This is a genomic window from Mesorhizobium sp. M0862 (assembly GCF_040319795.1).
Taxonomy (GTDB): Bacteria; Pseudomonadota; Alphaproteobacteria; order Rhizobiales; family Rhizobiaceae; genus Mesorhizobium.
The window spans coordinates 376,545-398,960 of the sequence record NZ_JAMYOJ010000003.1 but is presented as its reverse complement, the minus strand read 5'-3'; the positions used below and the strand labels follow the sequence as shown (position 1 = coordinate 398,960).

The 22,416-nt window shown below is 61.9% G+C and carries 25 protein-coding genes; 3 read left to right on the top strand and 22 right to left on the bottom strand.

Going from position 1 to position 22,416, the window contains the following annotated elements; genetic code table 11:
* Positions 1-20 precede the first annotated feature (20 nt).
* From NKI15_RS07005 to NKI15_RS06985, 5 genes are read right to left on the bottom strand one after another with little or no spacing between them, the layout of a single operon-like run.
* Positions 21-1,817 carry an ABC transporter ATP-binding protein gene (locus tag NKI15_RS07005; protein ID WP_027049321.1) on the bottom strand — a complete coding sequence of 599 codons (1,797 nt, stop codon included), beginning with the start codon at positions 1,815-1,817 and terminating at the stop codon, positions 21-23.
* Positions 1,817-2,863, bottom strand: a complete 1,047-nt coding sequence (locus tag NKI15_RS07000) for a glycosyltransferase family 2 protein (protein ID WP_023682048.1) — start codon at positions 2,861-2,863, stop codon at positions 1,817-1,819. The genes NKI15_RS07005 and NKI15_RS07000 overlap by 1 nt, the downstream gene beginning before the upstream one ends.
* Positions 2,860-3,972, bottom strand: coding sequence for a glycosyltransferase family 2 protein (locus NKI15_RS06995; protein ID WP_023682047.1), 1,113 nt, complete (start codon positions 3,970-3,972; stop codon positions 2,860-2,862). The genes NKI15_RS07000 and NKI15_RS06995 overlap by 4 nt, the downstream gene beginning before the upstream one ends.
* Complete coding sequence (locus tag NKI15_RS06990) at positions 3,969-5,150, bottom strand: acyltransferase family protein (RefSeq protein ID WP_023682046.1); 1,182 nt, start codon at positions 5,148-5,150, stop codon at positions 3,969-3,971. The genes NKI15_RS06995 and NKI15_RS06990 overlap by 4 nt, the downstream gene beginning before the upstream one ends.
* Positions 5,150-5,338 carry a hypothetical protein gene (locus NKI15_RS06985; protein WP_023682045.1) on the bottom strand — a complete coding sequence of 63 codons (189 nt, stop codon included), beginning with the start codon at positions 5,336-5,338 and terminating at the stop codon, positions 5,150-5,152. Before NKI15_RS06985 ends, NKI15_RS06990 begins: the two co-directional genes overlap by 1 nt.
* A gap of 746 nt (positions 5,339-6,084) precedes the next feature.
* On the opposite strand from NKI15_RS06985, the gene NKI15_RS06980 reads away from it, so the two are divergent.
* Genes NKI15_RS06980 through NKI15_RS06970 form a run of 3 tightly spaced genes read left to right on the top strand, consistent with a single transcriptional unit; the run spans position 6,085 to position 8,702 of the window.
* On the top strand, positions 6,085-7,257 hold the full coding sequence (locus tag NKI15_RS06980) for a DNA polymerase III subunit beta (RefSeq protein ID WP_352885935.1): 1,173 nt from the start codon (positions 6,085-6,087) through the stop codon (positions 7,255-7,257).
* A gap of 1 nt (position 7,258) precedes the next feature.
* Positions 7,259-8,419: a tyrosine-type recombinase/integrase gene (locus NKI15_RS06975; protein WP_352885934.1), complete on the top strand. Its 1,161-nt coding sequence runs from the start codon at positions 7,259-7,261 to the stop codon at positions 8,417-8,419.
* A gap of 16 nt (positions 8,420-8,435) precedes the next feature.
* Complete coding sequence (locus NKI15_RS06970) at positions 8,436-8,702, top strand: helix-turn-helix domain-containing protein (protein ID WP_023828541.1); 267 nt, start codon at positions 8,436-8,438, stop codon at positions 8,700-8,702.
* Here NKI15_RS06970 and NKI15_RS06965 read toward each other — a convergent pair.
* The 17 genes from NKI15_RS06965 to NKI15_RS06885 form a co-directional block, all read right to left on the bottom strand.
* The gene (locus NKI15_RS06965) at positions 8,699-9,133 is read right to left on the bottom strand and encodes a hypothetical protein (RefSeq protein ID WP_352885933.1); all 435 of its coding nucleotides are present in this window, start codon (positions 9,131-9,133) and stop codon (positions 8,699-8,701) included. The two genes, NKI15_RS06970 and NKI15_RS06965, sit on opposite strands and share 4 nt — an antisense overlap.
* Entirely contained in the window at positions 9,102-9,293 is a 192-nt protein-coding gene (locus NKI15_RS06960; RefSeq protein WP_352885932.1) for a hypothetical protein, read from the bottom strand. Before NKI15_RS06960 ends, NKI15_RS06965 begins: the two co-directional genes overlap by 32 nt.
* Before the next feature lie 10 nt (positions 9,294-9,303).
* The gene (locus tag NKI15_RS06955; protein WP_352885931.1) at positions 9,304-9,666 is read right to left on the bottom strand and encodes a hypothetical protein; all 363 of its coding nucleotides are present in this window, start codon (positions 9,664-9,666) and stop codon (positions 9,304-9,306) included.
* A gap of 97 nt (positions 9,667-9,763) precedes the next feature.
* A complete protein-coding gene (locus NKI15_RS06950) occupies positions 9,764-10,306 on the bottom strand; it encodes a glycoside hydrolase family protein (RefSeq protein ID WP_352885929.1) in 543 nt (180 codons plus the stop codon).
* A 70-nt stretch (positions 10,307-10,376) separates the two neighbouring features.
* Positions 10,377-10,640, bottom strand: a complete 264-nt coding sequence (locus NKI15_RS06945; protein WP_352885928.1) for a DUF7940 domain-containing protein — start codon at positions 10,638-10,640, stop codon at positions 10,377-10,379.
* Positions 10,641-10,649: 9 nt separating this feature from the next.
* Positions 10,650-11,912, bottom strand: a complete 1,263-nt coding sequence (locus NKI15_RS06940) for a phage late control D family protein (RefSeq protein WP_352885927.1) — start codon at positions 11,910-11,912, stop codon at positions 10,650-10,652.
* A gap of 3 nt (positions 11,913-11,915) precedes the next feature.
* Positions 11,916-12,128 (bottom strand): tail protein X, encoded by a 213-nt coding sequence (locus NKI15_RS06935; protein WP_352885926.1) that lies wholly within the window; start codon positions 12,126-12,128, stop codon positions 11,916-11,918.
* Positions 12,129-12,206: 78 nt separating this feature from the next.
* Entirely contained in the window at positions 12,207-12,605 is a 399-nt protein-coding gene (locus NKI15_RS06930; RefSeq protein WP_352447182.1) for a phage tail protein, read from the bottom strand.
* A 4-nt stretch (positions 12,606-12,609) separates the two neighbouring features.
* Complete coding sequence (locus NKI15_RS06925) at positions 12,610-14,505, bottom strand: phage tail tape measure protein (protein ID WP_352885925.1); 1,896 nt, start codon at positions 14,503-14,505, stop codon at positions 12,610-12,612.
* Entirely contained in the window at positions 14,505-14,624 is a 120-nt protein-coding gene (locus NKI15_RS06920) for a GpE family phage tail protein (protein ID WP_023828531.1), read from the bottom strand. The genes NKI15_RS06925 and NKI15_RS06920 overlap by 1 nt, the downstream gene beginning before the upstream one ends.
* Before the next feature lie 23 nt (positions 14,625-14,647).
* Positions 14,648-14,920 carry a phage tail assembly protein gene (locus tag NKI15_RS06915; protein WP_352447180.1) on the bottom strand — a complete coding sequence of 91 codons (273 nt, stop codon included), beginning with the start codon at positions 14,918-14,920 and terminating at the stop codon, positions 14,648-14,650.
* 14 nt (positions 14,921-14,934) lie between these two features.
* Positions 14,935-15,447, bottom strand: a complete 513-nt coding sequence (locus NKI15_RS06910; RefSeq protein ID WP_023828529.1) for a phage major tail tube protein — start codon at positions 15,445-15,447, stop codon at positions 14,935-14,937.
* Positions 15,444-16,841 (bottom strand): phage tail sheath subtilisin-like domain-containing protein, encoded by a 1,398-nt coding sequence (locus tag NKI15_RS06905; RefSeq protein ID WP_352447178.1) that lies wholly within the window; start codon positions 16,839-16,841, stop codon positions 15,444-15,446. The genes NKI15_RS06910 and NKI15_RS06905 overlap by 4 nt, the downstream gene beginning before the upstream one ends.
* 80 nt (positions 16,842-16,921) lie before the next feature.
* The gene (locus tag NKI15_RS06900) at positions 16,922-17,446 is read right to left on the bottom strand and encodes a hypothetical protein (RefSeq protein WP_352885922.1); all 525 of its coding nucleotides are present in this window, start codon (positions 17,444-17,446) and stop codon (positions 16,922-16,924) included.
* 4 nt (positions 17,447-17,450) lie between these two features.
* Positions 17,451-18,167 (bottom strand): hypothetical protein, encoded by a 717-nt coding sequence (locus NKI15_RS06895; RefSeq protein WP_352885920.1) that lies wholly within the window; start codon positions 18,165-18,167, stop codon positions 17,451-17,453.
* The gene (locus NKI15_RS06890) at positions 18,164-19,180 is read right to left on the bottom strand and encodes a hypothetical protein (RefSeq protein WP_352885919.1); all 1,017 of its coding nucleotides are present in this window, start codon (positions 19,178-19,180) and stop codon (positions 18,164-18,166) included. Before NKI15_RS06890 ends, NKI15_RS06895 begins: the two co-directional genes overlap by 4 nt.
* A gap of 10 nt (positions 19,181-19,190) precedes the next feature.
* On the bottom strand, positions 19,191-22,415 hold the full coding sequence (locus NKI15_RS06885; protein WP_352885917.1) for a DUF4815 domain-containing protein: 3,225 nt from the start codon (positions 22,413-22,415) through the stop codon (positions 19,191-19,193).
* Between the last annotated feature and the right edge of the window lies 1 nt (position 22,416).

Here is a 22,416-nt window from a genome sequence, read left to right as displayed (position 1 = left end):
CGCAGGTTGGGTGCGCCCCATCACTCACCCGCTCCGTGCTGGTAAAGCTCGTCCATGCTGAGCATTGCCAGGGTTGCGAAGGGGGCCTGTTTTTTCACCCGACCGCGGCTCAAGATCACCACGTCGTCGCAGAACGATATGGTGCTGTAATGATGACTGATGACAATGGTGGTGCGGCGGCCGGCCCGCGATTTCAGCGTCTCGACAATAGCGGCTTCTGACAACCCATCCACCGCACTGGTGGCTTCGTCGAGGATGAGAATATCGGGATCGCGCACCAGCGCCCGCGCCAGGGCGATCCTTTGCCTTTGTCCGGCTGACAGGTTGATGCCCCGGTATCCGACCAGTGTCGCGTAGCCCTGCGGCAGGTGCTCGATGAATTGATGTGCCTCGGCCAGCCTTGCGGCGCGCATGGCGTCGCTGGCCGACGCCGTGTCGTAGCCGTAGATAATGTTTTCAAAAATGGTGCCATCGACCAGTTCCAGCTCCTGACTGGCCAGGGCAATGTTCCGCCGCCACTGGCTTGGGTCCACTTCATCGAGCGGTGCCCCATCGACGAGGATCCTGCCGCTGTCGGGTTTGACGAAGCGGCACAGGAGATTGACGATCGTCGTCTTGCCGGCGCCCGAGCGGCCGATCAGCGCCGTCGAGCGGCCGCTGCGGATATCGAACACCGCCTTATGCAGCACCGCCTCGCGCGCGTCGGGGCCTGACAGGGGACCGGAATAGGCGAAGCTCACATCATCGAAGCTGATCCCTTGGCGCAAGCCGTCGAACGGCAGGCTGCCCTGCGGCGCCTCGGGCTTGTCGGAAGGATCGAGCAGCCATTGTACCTCCTCCAGCGAGCCGCTCATGCCTTGCAACTGACTCCAGGACATCTGCAAGGCGCGCATATGCGGCTGCAGTCGGTAGAGCAGGATGAGGAAGGCGACGGTCAGCGGGAAGCTTACATTCGCCAGCCAGGCTCCGATCACCACCGCCAGGAACAGCATCGCGTGCAACACCTCGGTCAGTGGCGGCAAGACGCCCTGGCGGATTGAAAGCACGAAAGCCGCCCGCCGCACCCCGTCGGACGCTTTGGCGAAGACCGCCTTTTCGCGGTTCTCCTGCCCGAAGATGCGAATTAGGCGCCCGGCATGCACCAGATGCAGCATCTGCGACGCCAGTGCGCTGTTGCGCGAGACGACGCTGCGGCTCGGCGCCTTCAGATTGGACGACAAAACCCCGTGCGCCAGCTGGACGAGCGCCAGCCCTAGCGTCACCAGCAGCGTCATCTGCCAAGAGAGGAGCAGGAGGAAGGCGAGCAGGATGACGGCGGCCGAGGCACTGACGATCGCGCCGAGCAGGGCCTGGATAGCGTCGGATGCTCGCCACGATTCGTTGGAGATGATGTTGAGCAGCCGCCCGGGGCTTTGCTGCAGGAAAAAGGGGTAGCCGACCCTGAGCAACTGCTCCGACAGTGCGCTACGGATCGAATAACCTGCCTTGCCGTAGATGTAGCTGGTCAGCAGCGTGTTGGCGAAGGCAAAGACATTTTTCAGTACGATCGAACCGAGGATCGCGGCCGAAATGGCGATCAGCCGCTGGCGCTCGCCGAGGTCCGCTCCAACCTGCTGGAGGAGGGCGGAGAAACCGGCCATGCCTGATGTTTCGCCACGTCCCATAATGATGCCAAGCAGCGGAATGATGAGACCGATGCCGAGGCCTTCCAGCGCGGCGCCCGCAAGCCCGAGCCCCACCACGACGGGAACGAGCCGCAACAGCCTGCCACCAAGCGCGCGGCGCAGCATTGGCAGGGCTGACGGAATCAGTGACATTATCGCGCTCTGGCCTCCGCATTGGCTTCGCTGGCTTCTCGGTCGTGGCGCAGCGGCAGCCGTTTTGGCCATCCCATCATGACGAGCAGCGCAAATCTGGCGGCACCTGCCAGATTCATAACGACAATAGGCCAGTGCGACAGATCGAGGTCGCGGTCAAAGCGAGGACGGCCCGCCAGTTCCCTGAACGCGGCCCGCGCGGACCAATAGACATGGCGAAGCAGCCAAGGGGCGTGGCGGACATGTTTCAGGCACAGCGCACCATTACCGAGGCTATAGTCGCGGTGCAGCCTGTCGATCGATTTGCGGTCTCGCCGGCCGTGATGATGCAAGACCGTCATGTCGGGCACATACTCGACCGGCATGCCGAGCAGCATCGCCCGCACGAGATAATCAGTATCTTCAGCCGAGCGTAGCGGGCCGCCAGCGCCGAAGCGTTCGTCGAACGACCCGATGCGGGCCGCGACGTCGCGGTGCATGGTCATGTTGCAGCCGAGCACGAAGCCGCCGGGGTGGACCGCCGGGGTCAGCCGCTCGCTTGCCTCGCAGAGCTTTATGGTGAAGGGCAGGTCCCGGGCATCACCGAGCTCGACCCGGCCGCCGCGGATCAGCCACTTCTCGCCACTCCGGTAGTGCCGCTCCAGGTCGCGGAGATAGTCGCGGTCGAGCTTGCAGTCGTCGTCGACGAAGACCAGCACGCGGCCTCGCGCTCGCGCCAATCCGGCATTGCGGGCAGCGGCTAGTCCGGGGCGAGTCTCCGAGACGGCTGTGACTGGGATGTCGGAAGTTTCGGCGATAGCGGCCAGCCGCTTTGACGTGCCGTCCCGTGAACCATTATCGACCACCACCAACTCTGCCGCGAAGGTGGCGTGCACCCGGCATGCCGCCTGGATCGAGGCTATGCAAGCCTCCAGCACAGCGGCGCGGTCGCGCGTGCAGACGATGAAACTGACCTCGAGCGACGGCCGCTCCGATCGGGGAGATGTCGGGACAGGCGCACTCGCAAACTGGTGATCGCGCAGGAGCGGGTGGGGCCTGTCGGTCATACCAGTCCCCGCTGATAACGCGCAAGCACCGCTTCGGCCGGCGTGGTTTTGAAGAAGTAGGCCACCGCGTCCGCCCGCTTTCCGGCCCTTATCGAGAGCAGGCTGAGCCAAGGCGCCCAGACGCCGGGACGCAGCGCATATTGTTCGCGGCGCCGGATGAAATTCCATCTCGCCGTCCGCGTGAGCAATTCGTGGGTCAGCGGCGGTTCTCCTTCGTCGCCGACGAGTTGGTAGAGGAAATAGAACAGGTTCAGCGCGCCTGCCTCGAAGCTTGGCCGTGTGTCGGTCGGCAGCTCGGAAATCCGCTCTTCAAGCGCACGGATGAAATCGGCTGCGCGCGAAACCGTGTCGAAAGAGACGGCCTCGCCGATGTCGCGCAGATCCGCTGTGGTTTCCGCAAGCCCCTCACGCTCGAGATTTTCGGCCACGATCCGCAAATGCGTCCTGCGCATTTCCTTGGCATGCCGCATGGTCACGCTTCCCGCATGGATGCGATAGACGAGCAGGCTATCGGGCAATATGGTCGCCGGGAAACGGCCGGCAAGCCGTCTGAAGAGATCAAAATCCTCGGCATGCCTATATTTTGGATCGTAATAGAGATCGTTGTTCCCAATAACCTTCCTGTTATAGATCACCGTCGGATGTAAGAATATCGTAAAGAACATCGACAATATGTCGAGCCGGCCGAGCCGGAACACCGGATCTAGCCTGCCTTTGGCGATACGGCCGTGAAGCAAGGTATCGACGCAGGCGCCGCAGAAGCCGAGATCGGGCCGCCGCTCGAACAGTGCGACCTGGCGCGAGAGGCGCCGGGGATAGGCGACATCGTCCGCATCCATTCGCGCAACAAGCTCGCCCTGGGCCAGCCGTAGCCCTTCATTGAGGGTGGCGACGAGGCCGCGGTTCTCACGCGAGATGACAGAAACGCGATTGTCTGCCCGGCGGTATCGTTCGAGAATCTCGAGCGAGTTGTCAGTCGATCCGTCATCGATAGCGATGACCTCCAGGCGATCGTAGTCTTGCCGCAGAATGCTCTCCAGCGCAGCGGTGAGATAAGGCCCGGCATTGTAGACCGGCAGCAGGACGGAGACGAGCGGCGCGGTGGTCATCTCTGCGCATCCGTTCGCCGGAGTTCGAGTGCGGCGCGGCCATCGGGGGATCCGCCGGGATAGGCGTCCGCCGCCCTGCCGAGCCAGCCGGGATCGCCAGCGCGTGCCTGGGAGCGGCGGCGCGCTACATAGGGGAAGCGGCGCTTTAGGCCGTTGAGCGGCTTTTCGAAAGCCGTCCACGAGATCGAAGCGACGGCGATCGTGGCGGCGCTCGCGACCAGGAAACGCCCTGGCCCCTGCTCCGAGACGTTGAGCGGGATCCAGGGCTGTGACTTGACGGCGAGCGACAGAAGGATCGGATGGTAAAGATAGACGCCGTAGCTGATGCGGCCCAGTGACAGCAGCGGTGGCAGTTCGAAAACCCTGCCGAGGACGCCGCCAAGGCCGGCTGAACAGGCGGCCACAACGGCCACCAGCGGCACTAGGGGCAGGATCTGCAGCAACGCCCAGCGGGCCCATTCCAGCATAGGATCGGCCGGCGCAGGGATAAGCCACTCAATCGCCAGGAAGACAGCCGCAAGGGCTGGCCAGCCTAGCCGCATCCATTGCGGCAGGCCGGCGCCTCTGGTCCGCCGGCAGGCAAGCAAAGCACCAAACGCCAGCGCGTCCATCGATGCTGGCGGCAGCAGGTCGCGCGCTAGCGCCGGGGTGGCGGTGATCGGCCAGTAGAAGCGATAGGCCAGCGACAACAGGATGACGCCGATAGTGATCGCTTCCACCCGCCGGCGGGGTGCGAGAAGCACGACCAGCGGCCAGGCGATATAGAACTGCTCCTCGATGCTCAGGCTCCAGAAATGGCAGAGTAGCCAGGGCGTCCATTCGTTGCGCAGCGCGTACCAAAAATTCGACAGGTAAAGCGCATGCCAGACGAGCGATCCACTGGACTGCTCCAGATCGGTCAGCCAGACGAACCCAAGCACGGCGAAATAGGGCGGGAATATGCGCAGCGCGCGCCTGATGTAGAAGGAACTCAATGCAGGGCCGGCTTTGAATTCGGCCGCGGCGCGCGCTTCGAGCAGCAGTCGTGTGATCAGGAAGCCGCTCAGCACAAAAAAAAGCCGCACCCCGATGTGGCCCCAAAAGGAGGACCCGTTGGGTGCAAGGAAATGGGAATAGAGAACCATCGTGACAGCGATGGCGCGCAGAGCGTCCAACTGATTGTCACGCGCGACCGCCATCAGCCATTTCCGCCGGTCTGAAATCTCCGATGAAGCCAGCGGCCCTGCATTCCGGGCCTCAGGTCGAGGCCTGCCAGCGTCGAGAGTGCGCCGACAACATCAAACCCGCGCCTTGTGCGCGGGGCAGCCTCGAAATCGGTGCTGGCCAGCGAAAAATTCAAGCTGATCAACTTGGCGGAATCCTCCACGGCGCACTTCCCAGTACCAAATCCCCCAAGAAATGGTGCAACCGGGCAATGGTGCAGTGCAACACAAAATATCTATCGAGCTGTAATATTTGTGTGAGTTAGTGCTAAAAATGGGTATGATTTGCGAGTGCGTTGCGTCGCTGAGGGTTTTTCACGTCCGCAATGCTGCATGAGCAGTAGTACCATGTCAGAAAAGGCACGGTTTAATTACACAGCTATAATCCGGAGCGTCTGATATAGGTCAAAATTGACGAATATTATTCTAAGATAGTGGTTTTGTATCTTATAAATTATGCTTGTATTGTCGGGTTCTCTAGGCTGTCATTCTTGCGCGATGCAGCATAGTCGATGGTCAAGCGTCTGACGACGCAATCCTGTGGCGGCGGCCATATGGCGCATGTCGACGAGGCAGACAGGAAGTGCCGGTGTTGGCGTAGGGAGTGACGTGCATTAGCCTTGCACCTGCCGTCACGCTTGCGTCGGATGGAGAACTGGTGCCGCTTAGGTGACTCGAACACCTGACCCCATCATTACGAAACAGGTTTCCACCCTTTCTAGGCCATATCAGGACAGCGCAAACCGTTGCATTTGTGCGGTTCCGCGTTTGCACCTGATAGCATCAAACCGCCCTCTATCCCGTAAATCTGCTACCGATGTGCTACCAGACGTTGACAAATCGCAAACGCCTTCGTATTCATCATGCATAGCAGGCGTTTGCGAAACATCAAAGCGAGGTCATCACCCCCATGACGCATACCGATAAAGCCGCCACCGTGGCCGCCAAGCCTTCCGCCGTCTTTTCCGTGGGCGTGGACGCCGGGTCGTTCCGTCGCGCCCTGGCGGCCCTTCTGCCATACAGCGAGCCCCGGAACACCATCCCGATTCTCGGATGCGTCACCCTTGCCATGGACGCCACCGCGCAACGCCTCGGCGTCTCGCTGTTCGACATTGACCTGGCGATTGAAACCACGTTAGCGGCCGAGGGGCGGGGCGAAGCCTTCGCGGTGCCGCTGCGCACCCTGGCGGCCTTCATGAACGGCGCCGATGGTGAGCGGGTCCAGATACGCAAGGCGGCCACTGACGAGCGCGTCACCTTCACCTGTGGCGATTTCAGCGCCGGCATTATCCCGATGCCTGCCGAGGATGCCCCGCGCCTCAATGGCCCGAATTTCAGCGACGCCGGCTTCCGCCGCGTGCCGCTCGCCGAGGGTGTCATGTCATGGCTTCTCGGCCTCACCTTGCCGTTCGTATCGACCGAAGAAACCCGGTACTACCTCAACGGCGTCGCCTTCGAATTTGGCGTTGATGATGACGGCATGTTGCGGGCCATCGCTACGGACGGCCACCGCCTCGGCTCGCGCCAGACGAAGACGACCGCGAACATCGTGAGCCGGCCGACCGTCATCATCCCGCGCGGCGCGATCAAGGCCGTTGCTCACCTCGCCGCCGGCAAAGAGGTCGTGCTTTGCGTGGATGATATGAAGGCCGAATTTAGCTTCGGCGATACCGTCATCCGTACGAAGGTCATCGACGGCACGTTCCCCGAGTGGCGCCGCGTCGTGCCCAAGGGACCGTTCAAAGAGTTCGAACTAGACGCCGGCAAGATTGGCAAGCTGCACCGTGCCACGGGCGGCGTGAGGCGCGAGCGGCAAACGGCGGTCAAGGTGCAACCCTGTGAGGGCGGCATGTCCGTTTCCGCGAGCAACCCCGATTTCGGCGAGGTGTCCGCCGTCTTCCGTGGCGAGGCACCCGAGGGCGTTAGCGCGTTCGGCGTCAACAGCCGCTATTTCGCGGACATGGCAAAGGCCTTCGGGGCGAAGCGGATTCGGCTCGGCTTCACCGGCGCGGGCGACCCGCTCATGGTGAGCGCTGGCGGCCCTGCCGGCGAGTTCGCCGTGCTCATGCCTATGCGCGTGTAGCATGGCCGAAGAATCGAAAGGGCCGGCCGCCTCGGGCGCTTCTGGCACCGCATGGAACGACCCGAAGGTGCCAGGCCTTCGGCTTCGTTACTTCGCGAGTAAGGCGGTTTGGTATCTGTTCTACCGGACGAAGGTCGGCCGGCAGCGCAACATGAAGCTCGGCGATTTCCGATTCCTGGCCCTCACCCCGGCCAGGACGAAGGCGAAAGATATCCTGGCCAAGGTCGCCAACGGTGAAGATCCCGCCGGGGAGAAGGCCGAGGCCGCCGCGCGGCCCACGATGGCCGAGCTTCGCGACAAGCACAAGGAATACGCCGAGACACGGAATAAACCCGGCTACCGTAAGGACAACGAAGGCCTCTATAACAACCATGTTTTGCCCCACTTCGGGGCCGGCAAGGCCGTGGCGGACGTGACCGAGGCCGAGGTCGAGGCCCTGCATTTCAAGATGCGGAAGACCCCGAGTCAGGCGAACCGGGTTGCCGCCATGCTATCCAAGGGCTTCAACCTTTCCGAAAAATGGGGCTGGCGCCCGCGCAAATCGAACCCGGTTCATGTCGAGCGCTACAAAGAGCACAAAAGGAAACGGTTGCCTCAAGCCGACGAGGCGTTCCGCTTATTGCTTGCCATCAATGCGCTATGGGAAGCCAGCCCGTTTTTTGCCGGGCTGGTCGAGCTTCTATGTTTCACCGGCGCCCGCCGCAATGAGATACAGACGGCTAAGCGGTCATGGGTGAAGGCGGACGGCCTGCACCTTCCGGACTCCAAGACGGGCGAGAAGATCGTTCCGCTGTCCGCCCTGGCGCGCGAGGTCATCGCCAAGATACCCGAGGTGAAGGGAAACCCTTACTTGATCGTGGGGCGGCACGGCCGCAAGCATATGGTGAACGTCACGAAGCCATGGGCCGCGCTGATGAAGGCCGCCGGGATAGAGGAAAATCTAGTGCCGCATGATCTTCGGCGTTTCTTCGCCTCGGCCGGTTTGTCCGCCGGGCTGGACCTCACCCAAGTCGGCGGCTTGCTCGGGCACATGGATTCGCAGACAACCAAACGCTACGCCTATCTGCTCACCGGCGCCGCTCAAAAGATGGCGGACACGGCAGCGGAATCCGTCAAGGAAATTATGACGGGCGGCGGCAAAGTTGCGGTATTGCGGCGTTGATAGGGGACTATGCGAAATGTATATTCACGACATGACAAACGCCGCAGACGATCAACGCGAATTCGAATTGCTCTTTGAGAAATCAGGGCTTGAACAGAAACAGCTTGCCGGGCTTCTCGGCAAGACGCCGGTTCAAGTGAACCGCTGGCTACGGGACCGCCAGGACAGCGGAGTCCCGCCCTTTTATGCCATCAACTTTTTGCGGATCTATTTGATGCTGCCGGCCTCGGCACGGGCGCATTTGCCCATGCGAGTTACCGGCGGCGCCGCCAAGGCGGCTTAGTGCTTCTCGGCCTTTTGCGCCGAGTTATCCAGCCATTTGTCGAGCCGGTCGCCGAGCCGATCGATTGATTGCACGATCCGCTCTTCCACCTGGCGGATTGATGCGTTTGTAGCGAACCGCTCGGCGGCAGCAAGCTTGTACTCGGCCAATTCATGCGCGGTCCTGCCGCGCACCTCTTCCGCCTTCTCTATGGCCTTTTCGGTCTTGAGGTTCGCCAGGGCGACGGACGCCGCCAGCGTGGTCAACTGCTTGCCCATGTCTTCCTCAAGCTTCTCGATTGCCTTGGTGTTTTCCTGCCCTTTTGCGCGTACCGCATACCATGCGCCTATACCCGAACCCGCCAGCACAACGATAGTGATCAGCGTAGGAATGCCCACGGTCATATCAAACTGCAGCATTTTAGAGCCCTGCATTCCACTGGCGGACGCCATCAACCTGGGCCGAGCAAGTATCGAGCCCGGCCGCGTTGACGTCGCCGCGCACGACAAAATCTTCTGTGATCGCCGGGCCGCCGGCCTTATGCCATTTCTTCGGGCATGGCTGGATGAGCGCCGCCGGCACCTTCTCACGCACCGTCACGGTTTTGACCACGACCACCGGCTTAGGGGTAAAGGCGGCGCACGCTGTCAGGCACGGGAGTATTAAGATAAGAGCGAGCGGTTTCATCTTTGCCTTTCAGGTCGGCCCTAGCCGTGCCTTGCGCGTTCAATTCAGCGTTTGCGGCCGTAAGCTTTTGCATGACGGCCGCCGTGATCGCATCGTTCGCGGCGTCCTGCTTTTGCATCCGGTCTATGGTGGCGGCGCTAACGGTGTTGGCGTCCACCGCCTTATCGAGATTGGCTTGCACCCGAGCGGTTTCCGCCTCGGCGGCGATGGCGTTCCCTCGATACCAGGCCGCCGCGCCGAAGAGCGAAGCGAAGGCGAGAAGCACCAAGCCGGCGGCAATGATCTTGAATTGCGTCATTGTGCCAGCCACCACCAAAACACGGCGCCCTCGATAGCCAGGATAAGGCCGGCGCCGATGGCGGCACCGGCAGCGAGAGGCGTGAAGGCGCGGGCGTTCATTGCCGCACCACGGAAGGCATAGACTCGCAAAGCTCGGCCTCGCCGATGCGGGTAGCGTCACCATCCTCGCGGCGGTTCTTGAGGCCCTGTAAGACCTGGCCGCCGGCTTTATTGAAGGCGGTTTGAGCTTCGCAAGCCGCGTAGTAATTGCCGGCTCGGGCGAACCTGGCCGCGCTCGACCCGCATATGCCGTTGCGCTTCGCGACCGAGCCCACGCCCACGTTGTAGGCGCCGGAAATCATGGAAGCTTGAAGCGAAATCGGCAGCGCGTCGAAACCCGCAATGCACCGCGTCAAGGGCTTGTAATAGTCATTGACGACCCGGACGACGAGAATGTCATAGCACTCGGCCTTCGTTTTGGTCATGCCGAACGTGACAGGCTTACCGTTGATCCGGGTGTCCCCGTGGCAAATATCGTATTGCTTCGAAAAGCGATCCCAGTGGGCGGACAGCACAAGGCCTTCCCAAGGGATAATGTTCGCGTCGATGGCGAGCCGCACCGCCGCCGGGATCGGCTCGCCGTTCGGGACGGCGACCATGTAACGGCCGCCTACCAAGCTGGCGATTGCCATTACGGCAGCGATAGCGCCTCGGGCGCGGTTGCTTGACCTATTTGCGGACATAACGGCGGCGCCTCTTTCCTGAAACAGACTGTTGCGGGATGAAACGGAAGACACCGGCAAGCGCCGAGAAGATCCCGGCGAGCGCGCCGAACACCGGGGTCGGTATCGGCAGATAGCCGTTGAAGTAGGGCCAGGCGGTGTCGAGAAAGAACAGCAAGCCGGACACGGCGCCGGCAAGGTTGAGGTGAACGGAATAGGCGCGGAGCGCCACCTTGCGAGCGTTTGGGATGAGCCGAGGGAAGAGGTTCATTGCGCGCCCCTAGTTCGGAACATCGATAATAAAGCCATCGGTCGGCGCGGTAGGCTCCACCGGCTCGGGCGGCGCATCCGGGTCGATCTTGTCGTCATCCGTGGGCTTGGTTTTTTTGACGCTGCCCGGAACGTCCGCCTGCTTTTCGGCGAACAATTCGGCGTCAATCGCGGTCTTGTAGCCGCTGCCGTTGAAGACGTGCGACGCGCTCTTGATCCGCCAGGCCGCCGGGATATAGGGGCGGAAGTTGGACAGGGTTAGCTTTGCCTCGGCTTGCACCGATGGCCGGCCCACGGGCAGCGTGCAAGAGAACGAAGCTTTGCCGCGAGCGCTCTTGTTCTTGTAGGAGTCGGCGGCGGCCTGCGCCTCGGCTTCGTTGTGATAGGTGTAGCGAAGATCATGGAACGGCTCTTTGCCGACCGTGGATTCCTTCGTCTCGCCGGTGCGGATATCGGTCCAGAACGCGCGGACCCCGCCCTTTTCCTCGGCGTCGCCGTCTTCGTCATCCGGGGCGTCGATTATGGACTCGCCTTCGGTCTGCCCCGAGGCGGTATCGCCAGCGGCGCCGGCCGCACCTTGAGCCGAGGAACCGCCGCCACCGCCAACGCCGCCAGCCTCGCCGGCTTCGTCTCTGGCCGAGTATTTGAAATTCCACGTCTCGCAATCGGACTCGACAAGTGTGATCGCGGGAAGCTCGGCGCCCGTGACGGCCTTCCCGGTGCCTCGCTTCGCAACCGCCAGTTTGCCGGCCACCGGCCTGGCGACGCCGTCATGCATCGCGGCGAGCCGGGTCGCGAAAGACATATCCGACTCGTTGCGCTGATCGATATGGCGCATGACGATGCCGGACAGCGCCGGGTCAATCTTGGCCTCATAGCCGTTTCGTCCGGCAATTTCCTGCATGATCGCGCCGACCGTCTTTTGATGGTAGCTCTTCGTTTTCGGGGTGCGAAACGACTTCGGCATAGCTGCCGCCCGGCCCGTTACCTTGAGCACCCGAGGCGGCGAAGACACGTCCAGGTCGTCAATGAGGTACGGCCCGAACGTGGCGGACTCGCCCTCGCGAAAACCTATCGTGACGGTGAGGGTTGAGCCGATGAGGGGCAGCGCCGCAACGGCGCCGTCGCTCCACCTGGCGCGGTCGTCAAGCTCGATTGTGACGCGGTCGGATTTGTCTTCCGCTTCGTCATGGCACTCAATGGACAAGAGCCGGTCGGCGAGGGCGCCGGTGATATCGGCGCCGTTGGAAGATATCGAGGCGAACGGGGTCATGGCCTATCCCCAAATTCGGATTATCGGGGTAGCTTCCGGGCGGGGAAGTTCCGGCAGATTGACGAGAGTCCCCGCCGTGAGCACTGGCCCCATGGCGGCGAGGCCTTGGTTCGCCTCATACACTCGTTCGACGGCAAGCGGTTGCTGGCCCTTCTCATAGAAGCGCCAACAAATTTCATCGACCATGTCGCCGTCGCTGGCGCGGTAAATGTCCACTTGCACACCTGTTTGCAATTCGCAAACACCATACCCGAACCGGCCCGTTCCCCGTACCCACTATGAGGGGAACGGACCCTAGAACAGGCCGCCGTCGACGCCGTAGCTCTTGAGGTCAATACTGAATTCCTGCTTTCGGAATGCGCCGTTGTCAAAGAAGATGGTTTGCGTTTCATTGACGCCAGCGATCACATAGAGCCCGAAAATGCGGCCGAGCCCCGAAACCATCATTTGCGGGGCGCCTATCGCGGCGATGGCGCGCATGGAATCCAACTGCCCGAGGCCGCCGCGAAAGCCAGGGTAGATCGTGCCGCTCAAGCTGAAAGTCGTTGTGCCGGCGCCGATGAACTGCATAGCGGGCGCGCGGCCGATACGGGCGGCCTCTTCCCATCGATATTCATCGCCACGCTCAAGCGATTGGTAGGCCGCCGTTGACAGGCTGAAACGAAACGGCCCGAGTCCCATCATCGTAGGCATGGCATCAATCCGATAGGCTCGATTGCAGATTTGCGGCGTGCTTGGCTTGAGCCGCGCCGATGGCGCGCGTGACCATGCCTTGCGCCTCGGCGGGCGTCATGCCCTGCACGTTCACGGTGATGCCGCCCACGTTGAGCGGCGCATTGATCTGTTGCGGCTCATGAGCAATCAACGGCTCGGACATTTGAATGCTGCCCGTGGTGATCGCGCCGGCCTCGACCTTGGCCGTCTTCTCGCCGCTGCCTTGCTTGACGATATCGCCAATCGGTTTCATGAGGTCACGCCACGCCGAGGCGAAGCCTTCCATCATGCCGCCGGTATCCATAGGCCGAACGGTAGGCGCGAAGCCAGGCGAGGGCGCCGGGGCGCGTTCCGTTGCCGGCGGCACCAATCCACCAACGGCTCGGCCGGCGCGCGCTGCGGGGCCGGCTGGCCCTTCGGGAAGCTTGGTCGCGCTCAAGTCAAACCCGAGCTTGCTTTTGATGCTTTCGGGAAGCCAGCCAATGAGGTCGTTGACGGCGCCTTTGAGCCAGGCCACGACCTCGCCCCACTTCGATTTGAGGCCTTGCCAGATGGAGTCCACCATGGCGGCGCCAACGTCATAGAGCTTGATCGGAATGGACTGGATATAGGCAACCGCCGAGGCGAACAGGCCTTTGACGTAATCCCAAAACTGCCCGAAATATTTCGCGATGGTATCCCAATTTTGATAGATCAGGTACGCGGCGCCAGCGATGGCCGCCACGGCCGCCAGGAACCACCCGACCGGCGTCGCCATGATTGCGATACCAAGCGAAACGAATGCGGCCGTAACCGCCGCCAGGGCCGTAATGAGAGGCGCCGCCGTCCACGCGCCGAGCACCAAGAGGGTGGCATTCATCGGCCCGCCTATGAAGTCCACAACGGGTTTGATCGCCGCGAGGAACGACGAGAAGCCTTCGGCCATGCCGGCGATTTTCTGCCGGATCTCGGAAGCGGGATTCATGAGGTCACGAAGCACTTGCGCGAAGCTCTTGACCCATTCCGAGATAGTGGACCGGACAAGTCCCGCGTTGGCGTCAAACCATTTCGTGGTCGTCTCGATAACCTCATTTAGGACCGGCAATAGCTGGACCCCGAGGAAGAGCTTAAGGCCGTTGATGCGGATAAGCAGGGCGTCAAGGTTGTCGCCGAACTTGTCGGCCGCCGCCGCCGCGCCCGCGCTCATGACGGACCCGGTAAGCCTGGCCTCATGGCGCATATCTTTGAGGCCTTCGGCACCATCCGAAAGCATCTTGACCAAATCGACCCCGGACTTGCCGAAGAGTTGGAACGCCAGGGCGTTGCGGCGCAACGGGTCTTTGATCTTTGAAAGGCCGGTAAGGGTGTCGTCTAGGATGGCTTCGGTCGACCGCATCTTGCCATTAGTGTCTTTCAACGGGATGCCGAGCGCCTTGAAGCTCTTCGCCATCGCCTTGTTGCCCTTGGTGGCCTGCGAAGCGTTGATGCCGAGCTTCTGAATTCCCTTGGTGAGGGACTCTTGTTCGATCCCGCTCATTTTGGCGGCGAATCGGTATTCCTGCAGCGCCTCAACCCCGATGCCGAGTTTGAACGAAGCTTCGCCGATCTCGCTGCCGAGGTCCGACGCGCTCTTCGCCAGCGCGAAGGCGCCAGCAACGGCACCCGAGGCGCCAAGGCCGAGTAGTGAGACGAAGGAAGCGAGGCGGCCGGTCGTGCGGGCCAGGCCAACGCCAAGGCCCTGCAGGCTTCGCCCGAGGCGGCTTACAGAAGCGCCGATGCGGTCGAAGCCTAGACGAGCGCTGAGTGCGGACAGCCGCGCCTGTAGCCGCTTAATCGGCCCGGTGATACGGTCGATGAGCGTGAGCTTGACGGATGCTTCGGCTACGGGCTTCCCGGCCATTACGTTTTTGCCTTACCAGCGCGGGCGGCGGCCAGGGCGCGCCACATGACGATTTCCGAAAGGTCCATTTCCCACATTTCGGACGGCGGCCAGTGGAAGATAGAGGCAATATCCGCCATGAGGTTGGAGACGGACTCGAGCGTTACGCTCGCTTCCGCCTCCCCATAAAACCCTCAATGATCTTGCCGAGCCCGTCGATGTCTTCGGCGTCCAAAAGGTCGAACGCCTCGGGCGGCCAGCCGGCAAGCTGACAGATGATGTAAGCCGTCTTGTCGATGTCCGATTCTTGGCGGTCCATACCGCGAATGTCTTTGCCCTTGATGCGGCGCAAAACCGCTTCGGTCACTTCCCTGCCTTCGACGGTGATGGATTCAACCAGCGGGTGACGGACTTGCTTTCGAATGTCAGTTGTCATGTCTCATGCTATCCTTAGAGGCCGATAGCGGTTCGCTGCGCCGCAAGCTGGTCGACACCGCCGATGCGGCGAACCATGTTGATGATGTCGATTTCCATGAATTCGACCTCGGCCTGGCGATAGCGGAAGTAATCGAGTTCATAGGTGAGGGTCTTGAGGGACTTGCTGCCGGGCTTCCACTCGGCGAGTTCCAGCGCCATCAACATGCCGCGCATGTTGAGCACCACGGGCTCGGCGGCCTTGCCCTGTGCCTGCACGGCGCCACGCGCCACAAGCGGCACGTTGTCCACGCCGAAAAGGCTGATAAGCGCGGGGTCGTAATCGGAAATGATAAGGGTGGCGGTCATGGCCTCCATACCCATTTCCAATTTCTTCGGGCCATCCATGCCGCCGGCCCGGTGCTCTTCCGAGGTGAGCGTGAGAGTCGGCGGCGTGATGCTGTCCACTCGGCCGGCAAACGAGTTGCCGTCGAAATAGAGATTGAACGCCTTTAGCTGGCGCGGGAGTCCGAAAGTGGGGGTGCTCATATCACCAAATCCTCAAGGAAGTCGTTGACGATGCGCGAGCGGAAAATGACGTGCTCGGCCGGGTAAGGCGGGGTAAAATCGATATTGAACCAAACCTTGCCCTCGGATATTGAGGCCGGCGAATTGAGGTCCGGGTCGGCGTAGCATCGGCCGCCGATAAGGGCGCCCATCGCAACCAGGGTGCGAATGTAGGCGTTCACGGACTCCTCAACGTCATCGATATAGGTTTTCGTGATGTTGCGATCCACGGCCCAAAGATGGGCGCGAAGAATGGAGTCGTTGATGATATCCGCCGTGCGGACCACGGACAGGAACGCGAATTTCGGGTCGCTGGACAGGGTGCGGTTGCCCCAAAGCCGGAACCCATCTTCGCGGATGATCGTCGCGACGTTGCCTTCGTTGAGAAGGTTTGCGCGGCTGTTCGCATCGCCGAGCGCGAAGTCGACCGAGCGATCCGTTCCCACGATACCGTTGATGTTCTGGTTTGAGGGCGACCACCAGAATCCGCGGTCATTATCGATCTTAGCGATAAGGCCGGCGACGGCCGCCGAAGCGGGCTCGCTGTTCACGTTGGCGCCACGAGCAACCTTGACGCCAGGGTCGACCACATAGACGCGCTTCGAGCCGAAGTCGCCGGCATAGGTCAGCGCGGCGGCGTCATTGGTGTTCGGGCCGTCCGCAACAATGACGGCCTTAAGGCGTTCCGCGATGCCGATCAATTCGGCCACGACCGCGTTTGCGGTAGCGCCGAGCGTGACGGCCGAGGCGGCGGCGGTGAGGCCAGCCGAGGCGGCAAACGAAAACACGGGGGCAACCGTGTAGCGGCCCGCCGAGGTGATGGTGATTGCGGTAAGCTGGCCGCCGGCCACGGTGAATGTGCCGGCCGCGCCGGACCCGGTGCCGCCAGTAAAAGCGAGCGGGAAAGTGCCGTTCGCGCCGCCGTTGCCGGGAGTGATGGCGCCATGGCCCGCGATGCCGACCGGACGCTCGCCGGTGAAGCCTGGCGCGATAAGAATTCGGGGGCTCACACCCACCGCCGATTTCGCATCCATTGCGACGTGAACGCCTTCAAGAACGTTGGCGAGGGTTTCGCCAGCGCTGGCGCCTTCGTCAACCCGGCACACCACGATAACGGCGCCGATCTGGTCGAGGATGAGGTCGACCGCGTTCGGCAGGGTGCCGAGCCGGGTCTTGCCGACCGAGGTGTCCAGCTTGGAGGCCTCGCCACGGCTCCCGGCGATCAGCACCGGAGTCATGAGCGGGAAGGCGAGGTCGTCAGCATCGGGCGCGGTGCCCACGATGAAAATGACGGACGAGCGAACGGTGCGGATGGGGCGGGGGCCGTCATCGATCTCAATGAGTTCAACGCCGTGCAGAAAGTCAGTGCCAGCCATAATTAGCGATCTCCGATGTCACCATTTGCTATAAGCTCGCGTTTGCGTTTCGCAAACGAAGAATGCGAGACTTGAGGCCGTTACAGTGCTGCCGCCTCAATCCAAAATTCATCGATCTGCGATTCGCCCCATCCGAACGCGGCGCCGAAAGCCGAGGTCAGGGGATGGGCGCGCTTGAATTCGGTGGCCCCGGAAAGGAGCATTTCGGCCGCGAAGCGGTTTGCCTCGGGCAGCGCCGCGATCAAGGCCACCATGGCGGCGGGAATCACACCTGTCTTGACGGCCGCCAATGCCTCGGCCTGGGTAATGATGCCGCCCACCGCCAGCGCTTGAAAAAACTGCCTGTCGGATATGACCTCGGGCACCGGCGGCACGATATCGGCGAGGACGTAGACAAACTTTGGCGCGCCCGCGACCATGACTGCCGCCGAGCTAACCACCTGTTTGCCGGCGGGAACCGGGTCCGCATCGGATATGGTTCGAAGCGAGAAGTCTTCAAACTCCCATCCGTCATATGCGGGAATCGTCCAATATGTTCCATGGGCGAAACCGGCACTTTCGGCGACGACATCAACGATGGAACCGGAATTGATAAGCGCGAGCATGGTTTTATTTCCTTACCGAAGGGGCAGTTTTGCCTTTGAGGGCGACGGCGAAAAAGTCTGTTTCCCGCATACTTACAAGGGAGTCGGCGACGTAATCGCCGATCCAGCCGGCGGCCGGAAGCGAGGCATCAACAATGATGTTGTCCCACGTTCCCGGCTCGGCCGTTCCCTGCTGCCATCCCCGACGCTGCACGTTTGTCCCTTGGACGCGGAAGCGATTCCAGATCCAAACCGAGGGCGCGGTTGCGGCTATCAGTGGCCCGAGGCCATCGCCTGGGCCGTTGATAATGGTTGAAGTGCCGGCAACCATTTTACTCGTTTGGACGCGCCAGTCGGTTGCTGATGACGTGTGATAAAAGGCCGGGTTGCTGTAGGCGTTTTCGGTGCCGATGCCGCCCCCGGCTCGACCAGCGGGGCGCGAAATAACGGTGATCGTGGCGGGAGCCGTGAGCATTCGTGAACGCGTCAGGATTTCGAAGTCGGCGGCCAGGGGCACCCGGTCCCAAGAAAAAAGGCCGAGGCCGTTTATCGTGGTGATGTTGAACCGAAGCGCCTTGCCAGAAAATGAGCCGGCCGAGGTTTCGACCGTGGCGTCGTAATGGGCCGTTGCCCATCGTTTCGACCAGTTGGCAGGCGGCGCGCCGACCGGATACTCGGCGAAATCCGTGACATAGAAATCAGTGTCACGGGCGTTGAAGTAGGCCGGCATTATCAGGCTCACGGCATCGACTCCAGCACCGCCGAGACACCGGCGTCCGTCTTGGAAATGTGAAGTTTGAACTTTGCCGCGTTCGTCGTGGCGTAGGCGTCGCCCCTCGGGGTGAAGCCGGAAAACGTGATCGCCCCGGCAGTGGCGCCGTTGGTGATATCGATCTCCATATTGTAGCTGTTGGCCGTGGTCGGCGCCGCGAGAATGAACGCGCCGTTTGCGATGATCTTTCGGAAGTTGCCGCCGGTCGGTGCCGGCGTATAGGTGCCCGCTGCCTTGGTGCCGTCATCGATCACAACGGACGTAAAACCCGCCGTCATGCCGAGGTTGTCAACCGCCTTTTGCAACATGGCCGAGGTCGCCGCCGACAGCCCGGCGGCGAGTTCGGCGAGTGTGTCGAAAGAAGCCGAGACACCGCCGAGCACCACGTCAATGGCGGCCTTTACGAAGCCGGTTGTCGCAAGCTGCGTCGTGTTGGTGCCTGCCGCCGCCGTGGGGGCCGTAGGAACGCCGGTAAGGGCGGCGTTGGCGGCGTTGGCCTTGAGGGCGCCGAGAGCCGCCACAAAGGCCGTGGTGGCAAGCTGCGTCGTGTTGGTGCCTGCCGCCGCCGTGGGGGCCGTAGGAACGCCGGTAAGGGCGGCGTTGGCGGCGTTGGCCTTGAGCCCAAGCGAGGTCAAGATTTGCGTGATGATGTCCGGGTTATTTTGCAGCGCCGTGGCAAGCTCGGCGATGGTATCGAGCGCGGCTGGCGCGGCGCCCACGAAATCGGCGAAATACAGCCTTGCCCACGCGGTCGTTGCGATCTTGGTAGAGTTGTCGGCAAGCGCGGGCGTGGGTGCGGTAGGCGCGCCGGTAAGCGCCGCGTTGAGGGTCGGCGCCTTGAGCACAAGCGTTGAAAGGATATTGGCGACGTCGAGGTCGGCGGCTTGCAATGCCGCGATCAACCGGGCGACATCGTGGTCAAGATTGTTTCCGCCGTTCGGAAGCTGCCAATTTCGATTTGCCGTTACGTTGTCAGTGGGCATCGTTCAATCCTTAAATCGAAAAGGCGCGGAGGTCGGAAACAGCCGGGCGAGCCGCCGGGGTGCCCGTTTCGGTGATGCGGATTCGGCCCTGAATCGCGGTGAGGCCGGTCGTGCGGTAAGTCCGCTCAAACGTGCCATCCGCCAGGGCCGTGGCCGAGACTTGCGGCAGTGGAAGCCAGTTGTCGTCGGCCTTGTCATATTCCACCGTGAGGGTAGAGCCGGCCGGCAACCGGGTTTTCATCACGCCGTCAATGCGGATCGCCGTCCCGAAGGCAAAGGCCCGGCTGATGTATACGCCGCTCGCCTGCATCGTTCCTTTGATGGCGAGGACATCGCGCCCCATGATGGGCGAAACCTTCTCTGTGCCCGTCAGGATGGCCCGCAGAGAGGCATTGCCAGTAAAGAAGCTTTGACGCTCCCACACCTGGCCGGGCTCGATACGAACCGCCGTCTCGCCGATAGGCTCGATTTCGAATTGCAGGCGGGTGTCGCCGGTCGGCAAGAACACCTGTGCCTCGGCGATGAAATCCGAGAGGTTCGCCGCCGTGACCGTGCCAAGGGCAACGGTTTTCGATGCCGGATTGAACTTCGCGGCATTGAGCCGGAACGTCAAATCTTCGTCTTGGTGAGCCGTCCAGGTCGTCGCGTTCGAAGACGAGAAGCGGACGCCTACCGTGTAGGGCTGCGCCCCGATCCATTCCTGCCGGGCTGCATCGAAGCCGCCACGCGAGGCGAACGAAACCGAATGGTTCGGATCATTCGTCTTGAGCACAAACGCGGTTTCAACACCCGCCGGGATGAATACGGGCGGGTCGAACGTGAACTTATGCCAAGGGCCGACCAAGGCCAGATGCATATCGGTTTCGGTCTGCGCGATGACATCGGCGGTTGGATAGCCGTTATCCATCGTGACGATTTCGCAAAGCACGGGCTGCGAGGCGTTGCCGAGGGCGCAAAACTTCACCTCGATAGAAGCGATATGCCGGCCTTCCGTGAACTGGAAAGACTGCGCTACTGGGTCGGTGCGTCCGCCCGCGCTTCCGTTGCCGGAATTGCCGCCATTGCCGCTAGTGGCCCGAGGCGGTGATTCTTGGAACCGCTGCACGGTCGTAAGCTGTTGATTGGTCGTGATCTCGATTCGGCCTTGGCCGGTAAACTCGGCGTTGGCGTAGTCGCCACCGGCGCCCACGGCGGCGACGTGCTTGGTGCCCGAGGGCACATTCGCCGGAATGACGAAGCTTCCCGAAACGCGGCCGTTGGCGTCACCCACAAGCGGGCCAGCTGGCGTCACTGCGATGCCGTCAAACGTCAGGGTTTGAAGGATCTCGCCAACTCCGAACCCGTCAATAACGAAAGCGACGTTGATCTGCCGAAGGAAGCGCGCGGTAACTTCGCGGGTCGAGGTGATGATCTCGACATTGGTGATGCGGCTTCGGTTGCCCTGGCCGAACACCTGGGTAACGGGGGAAAGCGAGGTGTCTTGCGTTTCCGTCCAAAAGTCCTGCGATGGCGTCAACGTCATCTTGGCCGGCAGCGGCGCGAATGACTGGTAAGGGTTGATCTTGGTGCAACCCGTCACCGCTTCCTGTGCAATCAAAACCTCTTCGGTGAAGTTGAGATATTGCGGCTTCGGCAGCGAGAAGAATTGGAAAGTCGGGGTGATCGGAATCTGAAACGTGCCGTTGAACACGGCGCCGTTCTGGACCTCGCCGGCATCGCGGTAACGGTCATCATTGAGGGGATCAACGAAGACGCCTTTTTTTGCCACCGGCTCGCGCGCGGTGATGTCCATTTGCAGACGCGAAAGCGCGATCAAATCGAGCGCGTCGACAAGGCGATTGTACATGCGGTCGATGGTGGAAAAGGGGTAGGCGCGGATGCCGTTGTTGATGACGGCAGGCGTTCCGAACCAATCGTTTTCGATCACGCAAAGCGCCAGCAACGTGGCCGGGGGCGCCGGGGGCTGCGGCTGTTCAATCGCGGGAATGCCCTTGAGGTAGACGACATTCCCATCCCTATCGAGACAGATGAGGTCGTGCCGGGGCAGATTGAAATTGTAGGTCACGAAGACGGCGCCGCCAGTGACGCCGCCGGCTACTGTGATGCCGGTCGGCGTGACTACCGAAGGAACCACCGGCGCGAGATAGCGATAGGTGACATCGTAGGAGGTGCCGCCTGCCGGCTCGGCGCCGCCGGCCGCCCAATCAATGCGGTCGTTTACAAGCGCGTAGCTGGCGGGCGAGGTGTAGGTCGTGCCGCCCTGTTTGACCAGGGAAACAGACGAGACACTAGAATGCCCGAGAAGGTCGGCCGTATTCGCCACGCCGCCGCGCACAATCGTTTCCGTCACTTCCTTTGTGACAATGACGGTTCCGACCGAGTTGATCGGGGTGCGGTTGAGCGCGATAACGGCGGTTCCGGTGCCGCCATCGGCGAACGTATGCGGCTCGGAAGCAATGTTGAGAATGTCCGGCTCTTCGGTCTGGCCGAAGCGCGTCGCCGTGTTCCGGGTGCGCTTATAGCCGAGGATATTTGCCGTGCCTTCCTCGATTGAAAACCATTGCTTGCCAGCCGAAAGGCCAAGGGGCGTAACCCTGCAGCCGCGAGCAATATAGTTTTCGTGGGCGTCATAGTCATAGGGCGCAATGGCGGCGTTGAAGCCAGCCAGGGAAGGCGGCGGCGTCTGGTCGACAACGAAGCCGTTTCGCAACTGATAGACGCGGTAAAGGTCGCCATCCTCGCCGTCGCCATCCCATCCCCATGCCAGCGAAAGCACTTCGCGCGCCGCGCCAGGCTCGCCATAGGAAACAATCGCTTCCTCATGCAGGCCGAGTAAGGATTCATCTTCCTCGTGCGTGATGACGGTTTGCAAAACGCGAACGCCCACCACGACGTCGCCCACGATGGGCAGGCCTGCGAAGGCCGCCGAGCCCACGGGACGGACGTCGCCGCGCAAGTAGACCTCGCCGGCCGCAATCGTGGTGTTTCCGTTGGCGGCGTCCACGATGATGTCGCAACCTTTGATTCGGTCGCCGTCATGGGCCACCATGTTGCCGATGTTGGTACGCTTCCGCGCTTCGATGGAAAACGCTTCGGTGGCCTCGCTGGCCTGCGCATATTTCCGCTCGCGGAAAAGCACGCGCTCACGCGGTTCGCTCACCTTCGAACGATCATAAATATCCGCGAGGTCCGGGCGAAGCGCCGGGTCGAACACTAGAAATTCTTCATTCGCCATT

Bases quoted from the DNA above. Each gene is read 5' to 3' on its own strand.
- NKI15_RS07005 (WP_027049321.1), bottom strand. From the start codon at position 1,817: ATGTCACTGATTCCGTCAGCCCTGCCAATGCTGCGCCGCGCGCTTGGT.
- NKI15_RS07000 (WP_023682048.1), bottom strand. From the start codon at position 2,863: ATGACCGACAGGCCCCACCCGCTCCTGCGCGATCACCAGTTTGCGAGT.
- NKI15_RS06995 (WP_023682047.1), bottom strand. From the start codon at position 3,972: ATGACCACCGCGCCGCTCGTCTCCGTCCTGCTGCCGGTCTACAATGCC.
- NKI15_RS06990 (WP_023682046.1), bottom strand. From the start codon at position 5,150: ATGGCGGTCGCGCGTGACAATCAGTTGGACGCTCTGCGCGCCATCGCT.
- NKI15_RS06980 (WP_352885935.1), top strand. From the start codon at position 6,085: ATGACGCATACCGATAAAGCCGCCACCGTGGCCGCCAAGCCTTCCGCC.
- NKI15_RS06975 (WP_352885934.1), top strand. From the start codon at position 7,259: ATGGCCGAAGAATCGAAAGGGCCGGCCGCCTCGGGCGCTTCTGGCACC.
- NKI15_RS06970 (WP_023828541.1), top strand. From the start codon at position 8,436: ATGTATATTCACGACATGACAAACGCCGCAGACGATCAACGCGAATTC.
- NKI15_RS06965 (WP_352885933.1), bottom strand. From the start codon at position 9,133: ATGGCGTCCGCCAGTGGAATGCAGGGCTCTAAAATGCTGCAGTTTGAT.
- NKI15_RS06955 (WP_352885931.1), bottom strand. From the start codon at position 9,666: ATGACGCAATTCAAGATCATTGCCGCCGGCTTGGTGCTTCTCGCCTTC.
- NKI15_RS06950 (WP_352885929.1), bottom strand. From the start codon at position 10,306: ATGGTCGCCGTCCCGAACGGCGAGCCGATCCCGGCGGCGGTGCGGCTC.
- NKI15_RS06945 (WP_352885928.1), bottom strand. From the start codon at position 10,640: ATGAACCTCTTCCCTCGGCTCATCCCAAACGCTCGCAAGGTGGCGCTC.
- NKI15_RS06940 (WP_352885927.1), bottom strand. From the start codon at position 11,912: ATGACCCCGTTCGCCTCGATATCTTCCAACGGCGCCGATATCACCGGC.
- NKI15_RS06930 (WP_352447182.1), bottom strand. From the start codon at position 12,605: ATGCCTACGATGATGGGACTCGGGCCGTTTCGTTTCAGCCTGTCAACG.
- NKI15_RS06925 (WP_352885925.1), bottom strand. From the start codon at position 14,505: ATGGCCGGGAAGCCCGTAGCCGAAGCATCCGTCAAGCTCACGCTCATC.
- NKI15_RS06920 (WP_023828531.1), bottom strand. From the start codon at position 14,624: ATGGCGGATATTGCCTCTATCTTCCACTGGCCGCCGTCCGAAATGTGG.
- NKI15_RS06915 (WP_352447180.1), bottom strand. From the start codon at position 14,920: ATGACAACTGACATTCGAAAGCAAGTCCGTCACCCGCTGGTTGAATCC.
- NKI15_RS06910 (WP_023828529.1), bottom strand. From the start codon at position 15,447: ATGAGCACCCCCACTTTCGGACTCCCGCGCCAGCTAAAGGCGTTCAAT.
- NKI15_RS06905 (WP_352447178.1), bottom strand. From the start codon at position 16,841: ATGGCTGGCACTGACTTTCTGCACGGCGTTGAACTCATTGAGATCGAT.
- NKI15_RS06900 (WP_352885922.1), bottom strand. From the start codon at position 17,446: ATGCTCGCGCTTATCAATTCCGGTTCCATCGTTGATGTCGTCGCCGAA.
- NKI15_RS06890 (WP_352885919.1), bottom strand. From the start codon at position 19,180: ATGCCCACTGACAACGTAACGGCAAATCGAAATTGGCAGCTTCCGAAC.
- NKI15_RS06885 (WP_352885917.1), bottom strand. From the start codon at position 22,415: ATGGCGAATGAAGAATTTCTAGTGTTCGACCCGGCGCTTCGCCCGGAC.